Origin of the sequence: Phyllobacterium sp. YR620 (genome assembly GCF_900104165.1) — a bacterium.
Classification (GTDB): Bacteria; Pseudomonadota; Alphaproteobacteria; order Rhizobiales; family Rhizobiaceae; genus Phyllobacterium; species Phyllobacterium pellucidum.
Window position 1 is genome coordinate 1,212,038 of record NZ_FNJP01000001.1, and the last position, 17,571, is coordinate 1,229,608.

10 protein-coding genes are annotated in these 17,571 nt (G+C 59.5%); 5 read left to right on the forward strand and 5 right to left on the reverse strand.

Annotated features, from left to right (window positions below):
- Positions 1–90: 90 nt before the first annotated feature.
- Positions 91–3,015, reverse strand: coding sequence for a ribonuclease E/G (locus tag BLR72_RS05710; RefSeq protein WP_091946012.1), 2,925 nt, complete (start codon positions 3,013–3,015; stop codon positions 91–93).
- A gap of 704 nt (positions 3,016–3,719) precedes the next feature.
- On the opposite strand from BLR72_RS05710, the gene BLR72_RS05715 reads away from it, so the two are divergent.
- The 3 genes from BLR72_RS05715 to prfB all read left to right on the forward strand — a co-directional run bounded on the left by BLR72_RS05715 (position 3,720) and on the right by prfB (position 8,889).
- On the forward strand, positions 3,720–4,925 hold the full coding sequence (locus BLR72_RS05715) for an N-acetylmuramoyl-L-alanine amidase (protein WP_091921655.1): 1,206 nt from the start codon (positions 3,720–3,722) through the stop codon (positions 4,923–4,925).
- Between the two features lie 271 nt (positions 4,926–5,196).
- A complete protein-coding gene (locus BLR72_RS05720) occupies positions 5,197–7,656 on the forward strand; it encodes a penicillin-binding protein 1A (RefSeq protein ID WP_091921653.1) in 2,460 nt (819 codons plus the stop codon).
- 104 nt (positions 7,657–7,760) lie between these two features.
- A protein-coding gene (gene prfB / locus BLR72_RS05725) for a peptide chain release factor 2 (protein WP_139202501.1) occupies positions 7,761–8,889 on the forward strand; the annotation gives its coding sequence in 2 pieces (ribosomal slippage) (positions 7,761–7,829 and positions 7,831–8,889; 1,128 coding nt in all).
- 10 nt (positions 8,890–8,899) lie between these two features.
- On the opposite strand, the gene BLR72_RS05730 is transcribed toward prfB, so the two are convergent.
- Both BLR72_RS05730 and BLR72_RS05735 read right to left on the reverse strand, forming a co-directional pair.
- Complete coding sequence (locus BLR72_RS05730) at positions 8,900–10,171, reverse strand: M23 family metallopeptidase (RefSeq protein ID WP_091946018.1); 1,272 nt, start codon at positions 10,169–10,171, stop codon at positions 8,900–8,902.
- Positions 10,172–10,290: 119 nt separating this feature from the next.
- Positions 10,291–10,764, reverse strand: coding sequence for a peroxiredoxin (locus BLR72_RS05735; RefSeq protein WP_091946021.1), 474 nt, complete (start codon positions 10,762–10,764; stop codon positions 10,291–10,293).
- A 200-nt stretch (positions 10,765–10,964) separates the two neighbouring features.
- On the opposite strand from BLR72_RS05735, the gene BLR72_RS05740 reads away from it, so the two are divergent.
- Positions 10,965–14,285 carry a YhdP family protein gene (locus BLR72_RS05740; protein ID WP_091946024.1) on the forward strand — a complete coding sequence of 1,107 codons (3,321 nt, stop codon included), beginning with the start codon at positions 10,965–10,967 and terminating at the stop codon, positions 14,283–14,285.
- An 8-nt stretch (positions 14,286–14,293) separates the two neighbouring features.
- On the opposite strand, the gene tyrS is transcribed toward BLR72_RS05740, so the two are convergent.
- Positions 14,294–15,547 carry a tyrosine--tRNA ligase gene (gene tyrS / locus BLR72_RS05745; RefSeq protein WP_091946027.1) on the reverse strand — a complete coding sequence of 418 codons (1,254 nt, stop codon included), beginning with the start codon at positions 15,545–15,547 and terminating at the stop codon, positions 14,294–14,296.
- 100 nt (positions 15,548–15,647) lie between these two features.
- Here tyrS and BLR72_RS05750 point away from each other — a divergent pair, with 100 nt between their 5' ends.
- A complete protein-coding gene (locus BLR72_RS05750) occupies positions 15,648–16,778 on the forward strand; it encodes an anhydro-N-acetylmuramic acid kinase (protein WP_091946030.1) in 1,131 nt (376 codons plus the stop codon).
- 56 nt (positions 16,779–16,834) lie between these two features.
- On the opposite strand, the gene BLR72_RS05755 is transcribed toward BLR72_RS05750, so the two are convergent.
- Positions 16,835–17,509 carry an alpha/beta hydrolase gene (locus tag BLR72_RS05755; protein WP_027231414.1) on the reverse strand — a complete coding sequence of 225 codons (675 nt, stop codon included), beginning with the start codon at positions 17,507–17,509 and terminating at the stop codon, positions 16,835–16,837.
- Between the last annotated feature and the right edge of the window lie 62 nt (positions 17,510–17,571).

Consider the following 17,571-nt stretch of genomic DNA (forward strand, 5'->3'; position numbering starts at 1 on the left):
CTGCGGCGCAACAAGCCAAATCCCGGCTTTTGTAAAGAAAAACCGGCACGAATGCCGGTTCCTCTTGTCTTCAATTCAATCGATCGCGGCTCAGAAGAAACCCTTCTTCTGCCACCAGCCACGCTTCGGTTGTGCTTCACCTTCGCTCTTCTTTTCCGTGGCAACGGTAGATGTGACGACCGGCTCGCTCGGAACTTTCTCTTGCTTCGGTTCGGCAGCGTCCGGCTCGGGCTGCACTTGCGCAGGCGCTTCGGCTTCGACTGTCTCGGGCTGCGGAGCAGGTGATTCCTCGGCAGCAACCGCCTCTTCGACAACAGCCTTCTTCGTTGACTTGCGCGGTGCACGCTTCGGCTTGGCCGGAGCTTCGGCGGCCGTTTCTACTGGCTCGGCGGCGGCATCCACCGGTTCGGCGGCAGCCTTTGCCCGCGACTTGCGCTTGGCCGGCTTCTTGGCGGGCGCTTCTTCGATGACCGCAATCACCCCTTCGGCCACTGGCTCGACGGCAGGTGTCTCGACCGCAGCGACGACGGAGGCAGCTTCGGCCTCATCGGCAACCGTCTCGATCGTCTTTGCCTTGGCAAAGTCCGGAAGCGGTATGGTTACGAACACCGGTTCCGCGTCCGGGACGGCTTTTGCAGCGATGTAGTTATCGCCTTCGTCGCCGTCGCGACGGTTCTTGCGGCCGCCACGGCGACCCCGGCGACGCTTCTTGCGCCGTTCGTTCTCATCTTCGCGTGCCTTCTTCGCGGCCGCATCCTCGCCTGGAACGGGCGGTTGATCAGCATCGTCCGCATCGTCGTCGCTGCGAACCGATTGACCGGGCTCACCCGCGGCAACTTCCTGACGGTCACGTCCGCCACGCCGCCGCCGCTTGCGCCGGCGCTTGCGCGAACCGTCGTCGCCGTCGACGCGGGCCGTGTCGGCCGCCTGAACGTCTTCGACTTCATCAGCTTCTTCGACCGGAATATCGGTATCCTCGAAATCGTCGGCGATGCCGAGCGTCGGGGTCTCCGCCAGCGGAACGATGGGACCGAGTGCGATCGAACCCTTGTCGATGGCGAAGTGCTGAGCACCAACGCTGTCATCGGCCTCGATGCTGATCGTCAGACCAAAACGAGACTCGAGATCGGCAAGATTCTGGCGCTTGTGATTGAGGACGTAGAGCGCCGTCGGAACGGTCGTGCGCACGATGATATTGTTCTGCGAATGGCGCAGCAGATATTCCTCGATCGAGCGCATGACGTGCAGCGCAATCGACGAGGCCGAGCGCACATGTCCGGTGCCGCCGCACATGGCGCAGACCTGCGTCGTGCTTTCGAGAACGCTGGCGCGGATGCGCTGGCGCGACATTTCGAGCAGACCGAAATGTGAAATTCGGCCGACCTGGATGCGCGCGCGGTCGTCCTTGAGGCAATCCTTCAGCCGCTTCTCAACCGCACGGTTGTTGCGGTTCTCTTCCATATCGATGAAATCGATGACGATGAGGCCGGCAAGGTCGCGCAACCGCAACTGCCGCGCAACTTCGTCAGCTGCCTCGAGGTTGGTCTGCAGCGCGGTGTCTTCGATCGAGTGTTCGCGGGTCGAACGACCCGAGTTGACGTCGATGGCGACGAGCGCTTCGGTCTGGTTGATGATGATGTAGCCGCCGGATTTCAGCGTCACCTGTGGCTGCAACATACGGTCGAGCTGCGCCTCGATTCCGTTGCGGGCAAAGATCGGGGTCAATTCGCGATAGGGCTGCACGACCTTGGCATGGCTCGGCATGAGCATGCGCATGAAGTCCTTGGCCTCGCGGTAGCCGTTCTCGCCAGCGACGAGGATCTCGGTGATGTCCTTGTTATAGAGGTCGCGGATCGATCGCTTGATGAGGCTGCCTTCCTCATAGACCAGCGTCGGCGCTGTAGAGGCGAGGGTGAGGCTTCGAACGTTCTCCCACAACCGCATCAAATATTCGTAGTCGCGCTTGACCTCGGGCTTCGTGCGGTTGGCACCGGCGGTGCGCAGGATGACGCCCATTCCTTTCGGAACTTCGAGATCCTTGACGATGTCCTTGAGGCGCTTGCGGTCCTGTACGCTGGTGATCTTGCGCGAAATGCCGCCGCCACGGGCAGTGTTTGGCATCAGCACGGAATAGCGTCCAGCGAGCGAAAGATACGTCGTCAGCGCTGCGCCCTTGTTGCCGCGCTCTTCCTTGACGACCTGAACGAGCAGGATCTGCCGGCGCTTGATGACGTCCTGGATGTTGTACTGGCGGCGCTGAAAGCGCTGGTGCGTCGGCACCTCTTCCATCGCATCCTCGGCACCGACCGATTCGACTTCATCGAGTTCGTCGTGCGCATCATCCTTGTCGTCGCCAGAGCGGCGACCGGACTTCTTCGAACGCGGGGTCTCGTTGCCCTCTGTGTCTTCCGCATCGCCGTCGACGACGACAGCTTCGGAAATCACGTCCGCATCGATCGAAGCCGCGCGGGTCTGGCTGCCCGATTCGTCAGACTGGGATTCGCTCGCCTCTTCGGCTGCGACTTCCACGACGGCTTCGTCCTCAGAGGATTCGTCCGTGACGGCATTCTCCTCGGAGTTCTCTTCCGAAGAGGCATCGAGCTTCGACGATTCTTCACCCGACCGCGGGCCACGACGGCCGCGCCGGCGATTGCGCGAGCTGCGATCGTTGCGATCGCGGCTGCGCTGCTCGCTTGCATGTTCCTCGTGATCTTCGTCCTGGCTTGCCGCTTCCGCTTCTGCTTCGATCAGCGCCTGACGGTCAGCAACCGGGATCTGATAGTAATCAGGATGAATTTCGCTGAATGCGAGGAAGCCGTGGCGATTGCCGCCATACTCGACGAAAGCAGCCTGGAGGGATGGTTCTACGCGTGTGACACGCGCCAGATAGATATTGCCTTTGATCTGTTTCTTGTGTTCCGACTCAAAGTCAAATTCTTCAATCCGGTTGCCCCGAACCACGACAACCCGTGTTTCCTCCTGGTGGGAGGCGTCGATTAGCATCTTGTCCGACATTATAATTCTTCTCCCCGGCTGCAACGCTAACAACGCGAGACAGCCCGGATACCCTCAAGGTATCTGGAGCCGCGTCTTCACATCTGCCGGATATATTAAAGTTCGCAGAAACAGACAGACGCGGCAACGCGCGGACCTGCCTTGAGGCAGCCGCGGCTTGTAAGCCGGTTATGGTCACATCTGTACCAAACATTGTTGTTCCTGACGAAACGACCTCACGAATGGCACGCTTTTCAGCTGTGCCGCCACTGTTATCACCCCGCTAGGGGCTGGCCCGATGCGCCTTGTCTGCGCGATCTGCCGTTCACAAAGCGCTGCCGACAATCCCTGTCCGCGCGCGCCAAATCCTTTTGTCGGTTACCTACAGCGAAGCTTCGCCATCGCGCCGCCATGTCTGTGCTCCGCTTGTCTTTCCGGCATTTGCGGTGACATCGAAGAGCTGATTCCGGAGGGCGGAAAGTAACTCACCTTTGCTTTTAGGAGGTGTGTCGCTTAATGACAAGGCCTTCTTCATAATCGTGTCATCAACGGCTGCAACGAAATAACCTTGAATAAGAGATTATTAACCATGGCTCCTTACCTAATAGTCATAGATAATAGGCCCTGAGCAGACTTCCAGTGCGTGTTTGGTCGGCCGAGAGGTGCTTGCGGGGATTGCCTGCCCGCTCAGTTTCAAAGGTGTGAATGTGTTCCGTCGGATAATCATGGCTGCATTTCTTGGCCTTGTTGTCTCATTGCAGGGCGGCGCTGTGGCGCATGCGGCGGGCGATCTCGCCGCTTTGACCTATCAGGCAGCCGGCGACGAACTGCGCACACGCGTCGTCATCAATTTCGACCAGGAGCCGGACATTTCCACAATGCTGCTCGGCGATCCGCATCGCCTGGCGATCGACATGCCGAAGACGGTTTTTGGCTTCGACAAGAAATCGACCGAGGCGCGGGGTCTCATTACCGATGTGCGCTATGGGATGATCGACGCAACGCGTTCGCGGCTCATCTTTACCTTGAAGGGTCCTTTTGCGGTCGAACGGATCGATGTCCTCAAGAACGATAACAGTCCCGGCTATCGGCTCGTTGCCGACCTCGTCGCATCGTCCGATCGTGCCTTTGCGGAAGCATTGAAGACGCAGAACCAGACGACTGCCTCGACCACATCGACGCCGACGGGCGATCGATTGGCGGCTGCGGCTCCCGGCGAAGCAAGCCAGGCGCCGAAACCGTTCACAGTCGTCGTCGATGCTGGTCATGGCGGGATCGACAGCGGCGCGGAGAGCGCTGGCGGAAGCCTCGAAAAGAATGTGACGCTGATGTTCGCCCAGCAGTTGCGGGACGAATTGCAGAAGATCTCCGGCATCCGTGTCGAGATGACACGCAACGACGATACGTTCCTGCGTCTGTCCGAGCGCGTGCGCATCGCCCGCCAGTACGAGGCCGACCTTTTCGTCTCGATCCATGCCGACACGATCAATCGCGGCAACATCCGCGGTGCCACGGTCTACACGGTTTCCGACCGGGCTTCCGATGCGGATTCCCGCGCCATGGCCGACCGCGAAAACCGTGCCGACGCAGTGGCCGGCATCGCCTTCGACAACGAGGCGCCGGAAATCGCCGACATATTGATGGACCTGACGCGCCGGGAGACACACAACTTCTCGCTGAGTTTCGCCAAGACCGTGGTGAAGTCGCTCAAGAAAGACGTGAACATGATCAACAACCCGCACCGCTTTGCCGGCTTTCAGGTGCTGCGCGCGCCGGATGTGCCGTCCGTGCTGGTTGAAATCGGTTATCTCTCCAATCAGGAAGACGAAAAGCTCATGCTCGACCCGGCGTGGCGGAGCCATGTCGCCGAAAGGCTTGCCACGGCGGTCGGCGAATTTGCTGGAATGAAGACGGCTGGCGCGCTCAACTAGGAGTTATGCACGGTAGGGTTGTCTTGAAAATTCTCACGCCCGTGCGTTGCCGAAACTACACATTTGGTATTTAAATTGTTAAGGGAAACGGGTTTTCCTTGCCTTTGTCACATTTGTCGATCAATGGCATCGACGAGCTTTCGGCGTCGCTCCTGGCACATGCCGAACTTGGGCTGGCTTTCACTGTGGCCATTCCTGCATCGCAATCTGCATGAATCGAAAGCTCGCTTTGATTTTACGTGCCAATTGGTGAAACGGGTTCCGGATACTTATGATACGCTTGATCGGATATTTTTTCGGAATCGGCACGGTTATGGCGCTGATCGCCGCTGCTGGCGCGGCCCTTTACGTCGTCAGCATCTCTAAGGATCTGCCGGACTACGAAGTTCTGGCCAAGTACGAGCCGCCGGTCATGACCCGCGTTCATGCATCCGACGGCCAGCTTATGGCGGAATTTGCGCGCGAGCGCCGGCTTTATTTGCCGATCCAGGCGGTTCCTGACCGGGTCAAAGCTGCCTTCATTTCGGCCGAAGACAAGAATTTCTATCAGCATCCGGGCGTCGACATTAGTGGACTGTTCCGCGCTGTCCTTACCAATATCCAGAACTACGGCACGCGCCGGCCTGTTGGTGCATCGACCATCACGCAGCAGGTCGCCAAGAATTTTCTCCTGAGCAATGACCAGACCATTGGCCGCAAGGTGAAGGAAGCGATCCTCTCGTTCCGCATCGAGCAGGCCTATTCGAAAGACCGCATTCTCGAACTTTACCTCAACGAGATTTTCTTCGGCCTCAACTCCTACGGCATTGCAGGCGCCGCACTGACATATTTCAACAAGTCGGTGAATGAACTGACCGTGGCGGAGGCTGCCTATCTCGCAGCCCTTCCGAAGGGACCTTCCAACTACCATCCTTTCCGCCAGCCGGAGCGTGCGATCGAGCGACGCAACTGGGTCATCGATCGCATGGCCGAGAACGGCTATGTGACGGCGGAAGAAGCGACCGAAGCGAAAGCCGAGCCGCTCGGCGTTACGCCGCGGCACACCGGCAACTATCTCTTTGCGTCCGAGTATTTCAGCGAAGAGGTTCGCCGCCAGATCATCGCCAAATATGGCGAGAACGCGCTCTATGAAGGCGGCCTTTCGGTTCGTACCACGCTCGACCCCAAGCTGCAGGTCATGGCGCGCAAGGCGCTGCAGCACGGGCTCTTCAAATATGACGAGGCGCGCGGCTATCGCGGCGCCTACAAGACCATTTCAACCAATGGCGACTGGGGCATTCCGCTGTCCGAGATCAAGGCCTTCTCCGACGTGCCGGAATGGCAGCTCGCCGTCGTGCTCGAGGTAACGCCGCAGCAGGCGACGATCGGTCTGCAGCCCGACCGCGAGACTTCCGGCAAGGTCGTCAGCGAGCGCAAGCAGGGCACGATCGACGCGGCCGACGCAAAATGGGCCTTGAAACTGCTCATCGACGGCAAGCGCTCGTCGGCAAAGTCACTCGAGGGCGTGCTCAACGTCGGCGATGTGGTCTTTGTTGAGAAGAAGGAGGGCAGCAACGATGCCTTCCAACTGCGCCAGGTGCCCAAGATCGCCGGCGGTGCTGTTGCGATGGATCCGCACACGGGACGCGTTCTTGCCATGGTCGGCGGCTTCTCCTTTGCCGAATCCGAATTCAATCGCGCGACGCAGGCGATGCGTCAGCCCGGCTCCTCGTTCAAGCCGTTCGTCTACTCCGCCGCGCTCGACAATGGCTATACGCCAGCCTCGGTCGTGCTTGATGGTCCGATCTCGATCGACCAGGGCGGCAGCCTTGGCATATGGGCGCCGAAGAACTATGGCGGAAAGTTTGCCGGCCCATCGACGCTGCGCTACGGCATCGAACAGTCGCGCAACCTGATGACGGTCCGCCTCGCGCAGGACATGGGCATGAAGCTTGTTGCCGAATATGCCGAGCGTTTCGGCATCTATGACAAGATGCTGCCGGTTCTTGCCATGGCGCTTGGCTCGGGCGAAACGACGGTGCTGCGCATGGTGACCGGCTATTCGATCATCGCCAATGGCGGCCGCAAGATTACGCCATCGATGATCGACCGCATCCAGGATCGCTATGGCAAGACGGTGTTCAAGCATGACGAGCGCAAGTGCGAAAACTGCACGGCCACCGAATGGAAGGACCAGCCGGAGCCCGATCTGATCGACGACCGCGATCAGGTGCTGGACCCGATGACTGCCTATCAGATCACCTCGATGATGGAAGGCGTCGTGCAGCGCGGTACGGCGACGATCCTCAAGAGCCTCAATCGTCCGATCGCCGGCAAGACCGGAACGACCAATGACGAGAAGGATGCCTGGTTCATCGGCTTTACGCCCGACCTCGTCTTCGGCCTCTATCTCGGGTACGACACGCCATCGCCGATGGGCCATGGCTTTACCGGCAGCGGCCTTGCCGCCCCGGTGTTCAAGGAATTCGCCGAAGCGGCCCTGCAGGGGCAGCGCTCCGTCGATTTCCGCGTACCCGAGGGCATGACGGTCATCCCGATCGACCGCAAGACGGGCATGCGCGCCTCGCCGGACGGCCCGAATGTCATCATGGAAGCGTTCAAGCCCGGTACCGGTCCTGCTGACACCTATTCGGTCATCGGCATGGATACGTTCTCGGAAGGCTCACCTGTCGAGGTGCAATCGCCAAACGTGAACCGGGCCATTCAGGGCGGTGGCGGCGGTCTTTTCTGACCGCCTGGCCCGCACTATCTCAGGCAGAGCTGAACACTTTACATCGCGCGGACCAGTCAATATGGTCCGCCGAAATTCGAGCATAGAGAAGGAACGGACAGCCAATGCGCGCCGAAATCGAGACGCTGGTCGACGAGATCAAGCAGGCCATAAGCCTGCTGAGGAGGCATCTTTGACTGGGATGCTTCAATCAAACGCCTGGGCTATCTGAACCAGCTTGCCGAAGATCCGTCGCTGTGGAATGACGCGCAGGAAGCGCAAAAGCTTATGCGCGAGCGCCAGCAGCTCGAAGACGGCATCAACTCGATCCGCACCTTAAGCCAATCCCTGGATGACAATGTCGAACTCATCGCCATGGGCGAAGAGGAGGGCGATGCGTCGATCGTCGCGGAGGCGGAGACCGCGATCCGGGCCATCAAGCAGGACGTGGATCGCCGCCAGATCGACACGTTGCTTTCGGGCGAAGCCGATGCCAACGACTGTTACCTAGAAGTCCATTCGGGTGCAGGCGGCACCGAGAGCCAGGATTGGGCCAATATGCTCCTGCGCATGTATACCCGCTGGGCGGAACGCAAGGGTATGAAGGTCGAACTTCTCGAAGTTCACTATGGCGAAGAAGCCGGGATCAAGTCCGCCACGATCCTCGTCAAAGGCCACAATGCCTATGGCCTCCTGAAGACGGAATCCGGCGTTCATCGCCTGGTGCGCATTTCGCCCTATGACTCGAATGCGCGCCGCCATACGTCGTTTTCCAGCATCTGGGTCTACCCGGTCGTTGACGACAATATCGCCATCGATGTCAACGAATCCGATGTTCGTATCGATACCTACCGCGCGTCGGGCGCAGGCGGACAGCACGTCAACACGACCGATTCAGCGGTGCGTATCACTCATATCGCGACCGGCATCGTCGTACAGTGCCAGGCTGAACGTTCACAGCACAAGAATCGTGCGACCGCATGGTCCATGCTGCGGGCTCGCCTTTACGAGGCCGAGCTTGAAAAGCGCGAAGAAGCCGCAAATGCGATTTCCGCATCGAAGACAGACATCGGCTGGGGCCATCAGATCCGTTCCTACGTCCTCCAGCCATACCAGTTGGTAAAGGATCTGCGCACGGGTGTTGAAAGCACCAGCCCGCAGGATGTGCTTGACGGCGAGGTGGACGAGTTCATGGAAGCTGCCTTGGCGCACCGGGTACATGGATCGGACGTGGTCGTCGAGGATATCGCCTAAAGCCGCATTCTCAGAGGTCGGCAGCGATCTGCCGGCCGATAGCGAGGAAGGTCGTCGGATCGACGGCGTTGCCGTTTCTGCGCACTTCGTAATGGAGGTGCGGGCCGGTTGAGCGTCCTGTGCTCCCGACCTTACCGAGAACGTCACCGAGCTTGACGCGCTGGCCAGTCTTGACGAGGATCTGGCTCATATGGCCGTAACGCGTGACGAGCCCGTTGCCGTGGTCGACCTCGACCATATTGCCGTAACCGCCGGCATATTCAGCGGCAGTCACGGTTCCGTTGGCCGTAGCAAGAACCGACGTTCCCGCTATTGCGCGGAAATCCATGCCCGAGTGAAAAGCCATCATGCCGATGAGCGGGTCTCTGCGCACGCCAAAGGAGCTTGATACGGGCATGCCCGGCGCCGGATTGGCGATGGGGACCGCCTTTGCCAGCTTCTTTGCGCCTTCAAGACGATGCAGCGCATCATTCAAATCGGCGAGTTTCGTGTCGAATGGCGCGGTTGGGTTAAAGCTTGCCAGAATGAGCGGGCCGCCCGCGCCGGCAGTCTCACCGCCGGCCACCCGTTTGATTCCCGTCGCAGCAAGCGCGTCCATGATCTTGTCGGCGGTTTCATAGGCCGAATTGGACAGCGTCTGCATCTGGCGGGACTGCTTGGTTTCGATCGCCGCAAGCGAATGGTCGACGGAATCGAGCAGTCCGGCCTTGTTGACCTTGGCTTTCGCCTTGTCGTCACGCGGCGCAGGCTTTTGCGTCGTCGACGTTGGGCCGGTTATGATAGGATCGATACCATAGAAGGCATCGGCGTCCTCGGACCTGACAATAGTGTCGGCATCGCTGTCCATCGCGAGGTGTGGAGCGACGTCAGCTGGCAAGGTGTTGCCAGCGCGTTTGAGCATGGGCGCGAGCTTCTGGTGTTGCTCGGTCAGGCGCTTCTGGCGCTGAACCAATTCTGCAACCTTGCCCTCGACCAGTTTCCGGTCGAGAAGCTGGCGGCTGGTGACGCGGTCGAGCTGTGTGCGGAGCGCGGCGATGCGATCCTCGTAGGCGCGCTCGATCTGCGCCTGCCGGGCGACGCTTCCGGTTATGAGTTGATCGCGGAAAACGAGGTAGGATGTCGCAAGGATGTAGGTTCCGGCAAAGCCCACGGCCAGCGATCCGCCGAGGAGCGCGGCCCAGGGCTTCACGCTGAAATGGCGGATCGTTTCGCCGCGCGCAATGATGATTGTATGCGGTTCCTTGATCGTGCCGAAGATGCTGGAGCTCTTGACCTTTTTCATGGCTGTGTGTTCGTCGATCCGCAGCTGAATTCCTGCAAATCACTACACTCTGTTAGGGTTAATAAATCCTGACAGAGCCGTGCATTCTCATTGAATTCGCAATGAAAAAAGCGACGAAATCAGCTTTTGAGCGCCAGCGTCGCCTCGAGAACCTCCGCGGCGTGGCCGGGAACCTTGACCTTGTTCCACACCCGGGCAATTTTTCCGCTCGCATCGATGAGGAAAGTCGTGCGTTCTACGCCCATATATTTGCGGCCGTACATGCTCTTTTCGACCCAGAGCCCATAGGCCTCGATGATCTTCCTGTCCTCGTCCGCCACGAGATCGACCTTCAGATCATGCTTTGTCTTGAATTTGTCGTGCTTTTTCACGGCGTCAGGCGACATTCCGATAACCGTGGCGCCAAGCGCTTCGAACTGCGGCTTGAGGCCGGAAAATTCGATCGCCTCCTGGGTACAGCCGCTTGTGTCGTCCTTCGGGTAGAAATAGAGCACGACCGGCTTGCCGCGCAGCGCGGACAGGGTGATGTCGCCGCCGCCATCGCGGGGCAGGGTGAAGTCCGGAGCGATGCTTCCAGTGTCCAGAACTGTCATATGAATGCCTTTCTTTTGATTATTGAATGCCCGCCTCAGTTACGCAACTACAGAGGCAAGGGAATCGTCTACGGTTTCCCATATGATTCCTCAATTGGCTTGGGAATTTGACAGAGAAACCGGAAAAAGTCCGCTTCACGAAGCGCGACCTCACAAAACTTCATCGTTACCCGTCAGCTCATAAGCGCGGCAGGGCTCCCGTGGCGACGCCGCGGCGTCGTTCGCGTTTGCATATTGCAACGAACGCCTGCTTTTCATTCATCATTCTTGTCGCCATTCTTGGAGGCATAGCCTTTACGGTTCTGCGGGTCGGCATAGGCGGCGAAGCCCTGACCCGGCGCACGCAGGCGGCGTTGAAATCGGTTGTCGGCCCGGAGACCGCGGCAACGATCCAGTCGGCGCAGATATCACTCGACCAGCGCCATCACCTCGCCCTCGAGGCAAGGGACGTCAACATTGCCGACGCGAAGCGCGGCATCGAAATAAACAATGTCCGTTCCGTGCGGATCGGTCTGGCGACGCTGCCGTTGCTGCAAGGTAACGTCAAGGTCGAGCGCCTCGAACTCGACGGTGCCGAGATCAAGGTTACCTCGAAGGTACCCTTCGATTTCATGACCCTCGTTCCCTGGGACGCGCAGGGTCTCGTCGATCTCGATGGCGCCTCGCGCCTGATCTTCTCGGGACTTGAAAGCGCGGTGTCGCTGCTCGATCAGCGCGAGACACGCGACATTACCATCACCGACACATCGTTTGATTTCACCATCGCCGGCGCACCGGAGCGACTGCGGATCGTCAATCTCGATCTGTCAGAGACTGGCGGGCCTGTCGCCATCAACGGAACGGTCGAGTGGCGAGGCAAGCAAATCGCCATTGCCGCACAGGCAAAGCGCTCGGCCGTCGGCGCGAAAATAGAGGCGTTTTCGCTCGACATCAGCAAAATTCCTCTCCATGGCACATTTGGCAATGCGCCTGTGCCCGATGTCGACGGCATCAAGCCTGACGGCGCCTATCTTGCCTATGATAATCTCGCCGAAATCAAGCTCGATGGTCTTGCCGGGTCGGCGAGCGAGCCGGCCCGCGTCTGGGGCGCGCTCAACATAGGCGAGGGCCCGGTTTCAATCGGCAATGTCGACGATATGGCTGTCGCGGCGCAGATCAATTTCGAGCACGCTGCAGGGTCGAAGGCTATCGATCTCAAGCCTTCGACGCTGCATTTCGGTGCATTCAAGGGAACCGTCACGGGCGCGATTACCCCGGACGCGGCAAATCCGGCGGAACCGGCTTATCGGTTCGAACTTGGTACCAACCAAGCAACGTCTTCGCCGCAGGACTCGAGCGAACCGGCGCTGGCATTCGATGCCGGCTTGTCGGGACGATACGTGCCGTCGCAAAAATTGCTCGATATCCCGAAGATTTCCGTACGTGCCGGCGAAGACAGCGCGTTGACAGGTTTTGCCAAGGCGACGTTTGGCAATGGCACGCCGGCCATGCAAATGTCGCTGCAGATTCCACAGATGCCCGTTGCCGATGCCAAACAGTTATGGCCCGTTTGGGTCGCTACCGGCGCGCGGCGGTGGGTTCTCGAAAATCTCACCGGCGGAACGACCAGTGACAGCAGGATCGACTTGAATTTCGCGGCCGGCCGGTTCAACGGCCCCGGCAAGCCGCCGCCGCTCGAAGCCGATGAACTGCAGGCGGATTTTACCGTCCAGGGCTCGCACTTCAATATCGTCGGTGAACTGCCGCCCGTTAGCAATGCCGACGGTAAGATCAGCGTGCGCGGCGCGCGCACGACGATCTCGCTGGAGAACGGCATTGCAATTACCCCGAACAACCGCGAAGCACATATTGTCGGCGGCACGCTGGTCATCCCGTGGGGGCCGCAACGGCCGGTGCTCGCCGATCTCGACCTTAATCTTGCAGGCGACGCTTCGGCCGTCGCCGAAATCATCGGCTACAAGCCCATAAACGCCGTAAAAAACCTGCCGTTCACGCCCGATGACATCAAAGGGAACGTCAAGGCACACGTGCTCGTCTCATTCCCGATTACGCGGCGCGCGCCCCCGGGTAGCCTTACATATACCGCCGAGATGGCGCTCTCCAACATCGACCTCGCCAAGAAAATCGACGGACAGTTGATCACGGATGCAAGTGGTTCGCTTTCGGTCACCCGCGAGGGGGCGAGCCTTGATGCTGAAGCCAAACTCAACGGCATTCCCGCCGATGTGGAACTGTTCGAGCCCCTGGGCGGCAACACGGCGAAGCGCGAGCAGAACGTCACCTTGCGGCTCGACGACAAGACACGCAACGCGCTCTTTCCTGCGCTCGACCCGCTGCTGTCCGGCCCGATATCGGTCGATATTTCAAAGGGTGCCGATGGCGCGCGTGTTGCAACGGCGGACTTGACCAAGGCCGAGATAAAACTGGCGCAAATCGGCTGGACCAAGGGCGCCGGTGTGAAGGCCACCGCAAAATTCGCCCTGCAGCAGGACGGCGATACGGCAATCATCAAGGATCTCGATATTGCGGGCGAGACGTTCCGCATCCAGGGCGATGTCAAGGTCGTCGGCGGCGATCTGAGCTCGGCAGATTTCAATAACGTCAAGCTCAATCGCGGCGACGACATCACGGTCAAGGTGGCGCGGACGCAATATGGCTTCCGCGTTGACGTGAAGGGCAATGCGTTCGATGCGCGGCCCTTGCTCAATCAGATCACGGACAAGAAGCAGAAGAACAGCGAGGCAGGTGGCAAGCAGAGAGTGCTGATCAATGCCGACATCGACAATGTCGTCGGGTTCTATCAGGAAACCTTCAGCAATGTCTCGCTTTCCTACGAGGGCGTCGGCTCGAATGTTTCGGGTCTCGCCTTCAACGCGATCAGCAAATCCGGCCAGAAGGTGATTGCGACGGATAGTTCCGGGAGCGGCGCCCGCTCTATCAACCTTCAGTCGCGCGAAGCCGGCGCGGTGCTGCGCTTCTTCGGATTTTACGAGAAGATGCAAGGCGGCAGCATCAGCGTTGCGCTCGACTCCAAAGGCGACGGGCCGTTGCGCGGGCAGGTCGATGCCCAGAACTTCACGCTCGTGAACGAGCCGCGGCTCGCCAAACTGGTGTCAACCTCGCCAAACGGCACGAGCCTCAACGATGCCGTGCAGAAGAACATCGACGTGTCGCGCGTGACGTTCGATCGCGGCTTCTCGCAGATCGAGAAAGGCTCGAACTACATCAATCTTGCAAATGGCGTGATCCGTGGGCCGACGATCGGCACGACGTTTCAGGGCGTGCTCAGCGATCCGGCAGGGAACATGAACCTGACCGGAACATTCATGCCGGCCTACGGCATCAATCGAATCTTCGGCGAGTTGCCGATCCTCGGCATGTTCCTCGGCAATGGCCGCGACCGCGGCCTTATCGGCATAACCTACCGGTTGCAGGGACCGCTGAAGCAACCACAGATCATCGTCAACCCGATATCCGTGATTGCTCCTGGCATCTTTCGTTCGATCTTCGAGTTCCAGTAGGGACTTGATCAGACCGGGCGAATGAGGATGTGCTTCTTCTTGCCGAGCGAGAGCTTGATGACGCCATCGCCGGTCACCTCCGAAGCGCCGACCTGAGCCCGCTCGTCCGATATGCTGGCGTCATTGATCCGAACCGCGCCTCCCTGGATATGGCGGCGTGCTTCGCCGTTGGAAGCGGCGAGCCCTGCTTTGACAATTAGGGTCAAGATACCAATTCCGGCCTCAAGTTCGCTTGCGGCGATCTCGATTGTCGGCAGGCTGGTCGCAAGAGCGCCTTCCTCGAAAGTCTTGCGCGCGGTCTCGGCTGCTTCTTCAGCAGCCTTCCGGCCATGCAGCAGGCTCGTCACTTCGGTGGCGAGTACCTTCTTGGTCTCGTTGATCTCCGCACCGCCCAAGGCGCTAAGCCGGCTAATCTCGTCGAGCGGCAGTGTCGTGTAGAGTTTCAGGAAGCGCTCCACATCGGCGTCTTCGGTGTTGCGCCAGTATTGCCAGAAATCATAGGGGCTCAGGAGTTCGGCGTTGAGCCACACGGCGCCGTTCATAGACTTGCCCATCTTCGCACCTGAAGATGTCGTCAGCAGCGGCGAGGTGAGGGCGTAGAGCTGCGGCGTTCCCAGACGATGGCCGAGGTCGATGCCGTTGACGATGTTGCCCCACTGATCGGAGCCTCCCATTTGCAGGCGCAGGCCGTAGCGCTTGTTGAGCTCGACGAAATCATAGGCCTGGAGGATCATGTAGTTGAATTCGAGGAACGACAGCGATTGCTCGCGATCGAGCCGCTGCTTGACCGAATCAAACGACAGCATGCGGTTGACCGAAAAGTGCTGGCCGACGTCGCGCAGAAATTCGAGGTAGTTGAGCGGCAGAAGCCATTCGGCATTGTTGACCATCAGCGCGTCGCTGGGACCATCGCCAAAGTTGAGATAATTTGTGAATACGCGCTTGATGCTATCGATGTTGGACTGAATGGTCTCGGGCGTCATCAGCTTGCGCGCCTCGTCCTTGAAAGACGGGTCGCCGACCATGCCGGTACCGCCGCCCATCAGTGCGACAGGGCGATGGCCGGTTTTCTGCATCCAGTACAGCATCATGATCTGTATCAGGCCGCCCGCATGGAGGCTCGATGCCGTCGGATCAAAGCCGATATAGGCAGACACGGTTTCCTTGGCGAAGAGCGCATCCAGACCCGCATCGTCGGAGGTCTGATGGATGAAGCCGCGCGTGGAAAGCGTGTGCAGAAACTCGGATTTGAAGGCAGACATTTCGGGTTTTCCTGATTGAATAAAACGGCACAAAGCATGTGCCTTAACAGACGGTGCCGTTTAACATCATTCTCAATCGAATCACAAGAAAGGCAGTGTCTTGGCGGCAATACGGCGTGCAATCGGGCTGATGAGCGGAACGTCGATGGACGGTATCGATATCGCGCTCGTCGAAACTGATGGCGGTGGCAACGTCGCGCGGGGATCGTCCGGCTTCACGCCTTACGAGACTGCATTCCGTCGCCGCATCGAAGCGTCGCTCAGCGAGGCGAAGGCAATTAATCGGCGCAATGAGCGGCCGGGAACGCTCGCGCCAATCGAAGAAGAGCTGACTCGGCGGCACGGCGATGCCGTGAAGCAGTTTCTGTCCGGTCAGAACATCGAAGCGAAAGACATTGATATTATTGGATTTCATGGCCAGACGGTTTTGCATCGACCAAGCGAAGGCTTGACTGTCCAATTGGGTAACGGAGAACTTCTTGCCAAAGTGACCGGCATTCCCGTCGTCTACGACATGCGTGCCAACGATATGGTGCATGGCGGTCAGGGTGCGCCGCTGGTGCCGGCCTATCACAGTGCGCTTGCGCGGCATGTTCCCGCTGAACTCAGCCACGGCCGGCCGGTGGTCTTCGTCAACATCGGCGGTATTTCCAATGTGACGATCGTGCCTTCGAAGGGCGATCCGATCGCTTTCGATACGGGACCGGGCAATACGCTGATTGATCAGTGGGTCGAGGACCGCGCCGGGATTGCCTATGATGCGGGCGGCGCCATTGCGAGTGAGGGCGAGATCGTAGGCGCGGCCGTGACACGCTATCTGACGAAACCGTTCTTTGATTTGCAGCCGCCGAAATCGCTGGACCGCAATGATTTTACCCTGGAGGAACTCGGAAATGCCGAGCTTGCCGATGGGGCGCGAACGCTGGCGAGAGTGACGGCCGACGCCATCTTGAAGGCAGGCGCTTATGCACCTGAAACGCCATCGCTGTGGATCATATGCGGCGGCGGGCGCAAGAACGCAACGATTCTCAAGGATCTGGCGGAAGGCGCGAGGCTTTCGGGCGCGAAGGTCGTCGTCGCCGAAGATTTGGGTTTCAATGGTGATTCGATGGAGGCGGAGGCCTGGGCCTACCTCGCCGTTCGCGCACTCGACGGGCTGCCCTTGACCTGGCCGACGACGACGGGCTGCAAAGTGCCGGTGTCGGGCGGGGTAATTGCCGGTCGGAGGTAGATCCGGCTCACCATGATCCTCGGGCCTGTCCCGAGGATCCGTAGTCTTGGAGCCCGTTATCGCAGCCGTTTCGGCTTGGCTTCAACCAGTTCGCCGTTCAGGCGGCGGTCCAGATAGTCCGAACATTCGGCAATGACTTCATCGGTCATGCCGGAGAAGAAATGGTTGGCGCCGACCATGGTCTTTTGCGTGATCGTGATGCCCTTCTGGGTCTTCAGCTTGTCGACCAGACCTTGCACGTCCTTGGGCGGTGCCACCTTGTCCTGATCGCCGTGAAGGATCAGGCCGGACGAGGGGCAGGGCGCGAGGAACGAGAAATCATAGGTGTTGGGCTGCGGCGCGACGGAGATGAAGCCCTCGATCTCCGGTCGGCGCATCAGGAGCTGCATGCCGATCCACGCGCCGAACGAGTAGCCTGCCACCCAGCAGGTCTTCGAATCCGGATGCAGCGACTGCACCCAGTCGAGCGCGCCGGCTGCGTCCGACAATTCGCCCGAACCATGATCGAATTCGCCCTGGCTGCGACCGATGCCGCGGAAGTTGAAGCGCAGGGTCGTGAAGCCGCGCTGCTGGAACATGTAGAACAGATCGTAGACGATCTTGTTGTTCATTGTGCCGCCGAATTGTGGGTGAGGGTGGAGGACAATCGCAATCGGCGCGTTTTTTTCCGTCGAAGGCTGATATCTGCCCTCGAGACGGCCCGCTGGTCCATTGAAAATTACTTCAGGCATGTATACTCCACTCTTTGCCACAGGCGGTTGTAGTTGACCGGACTTGACGGCAACCAACTGCG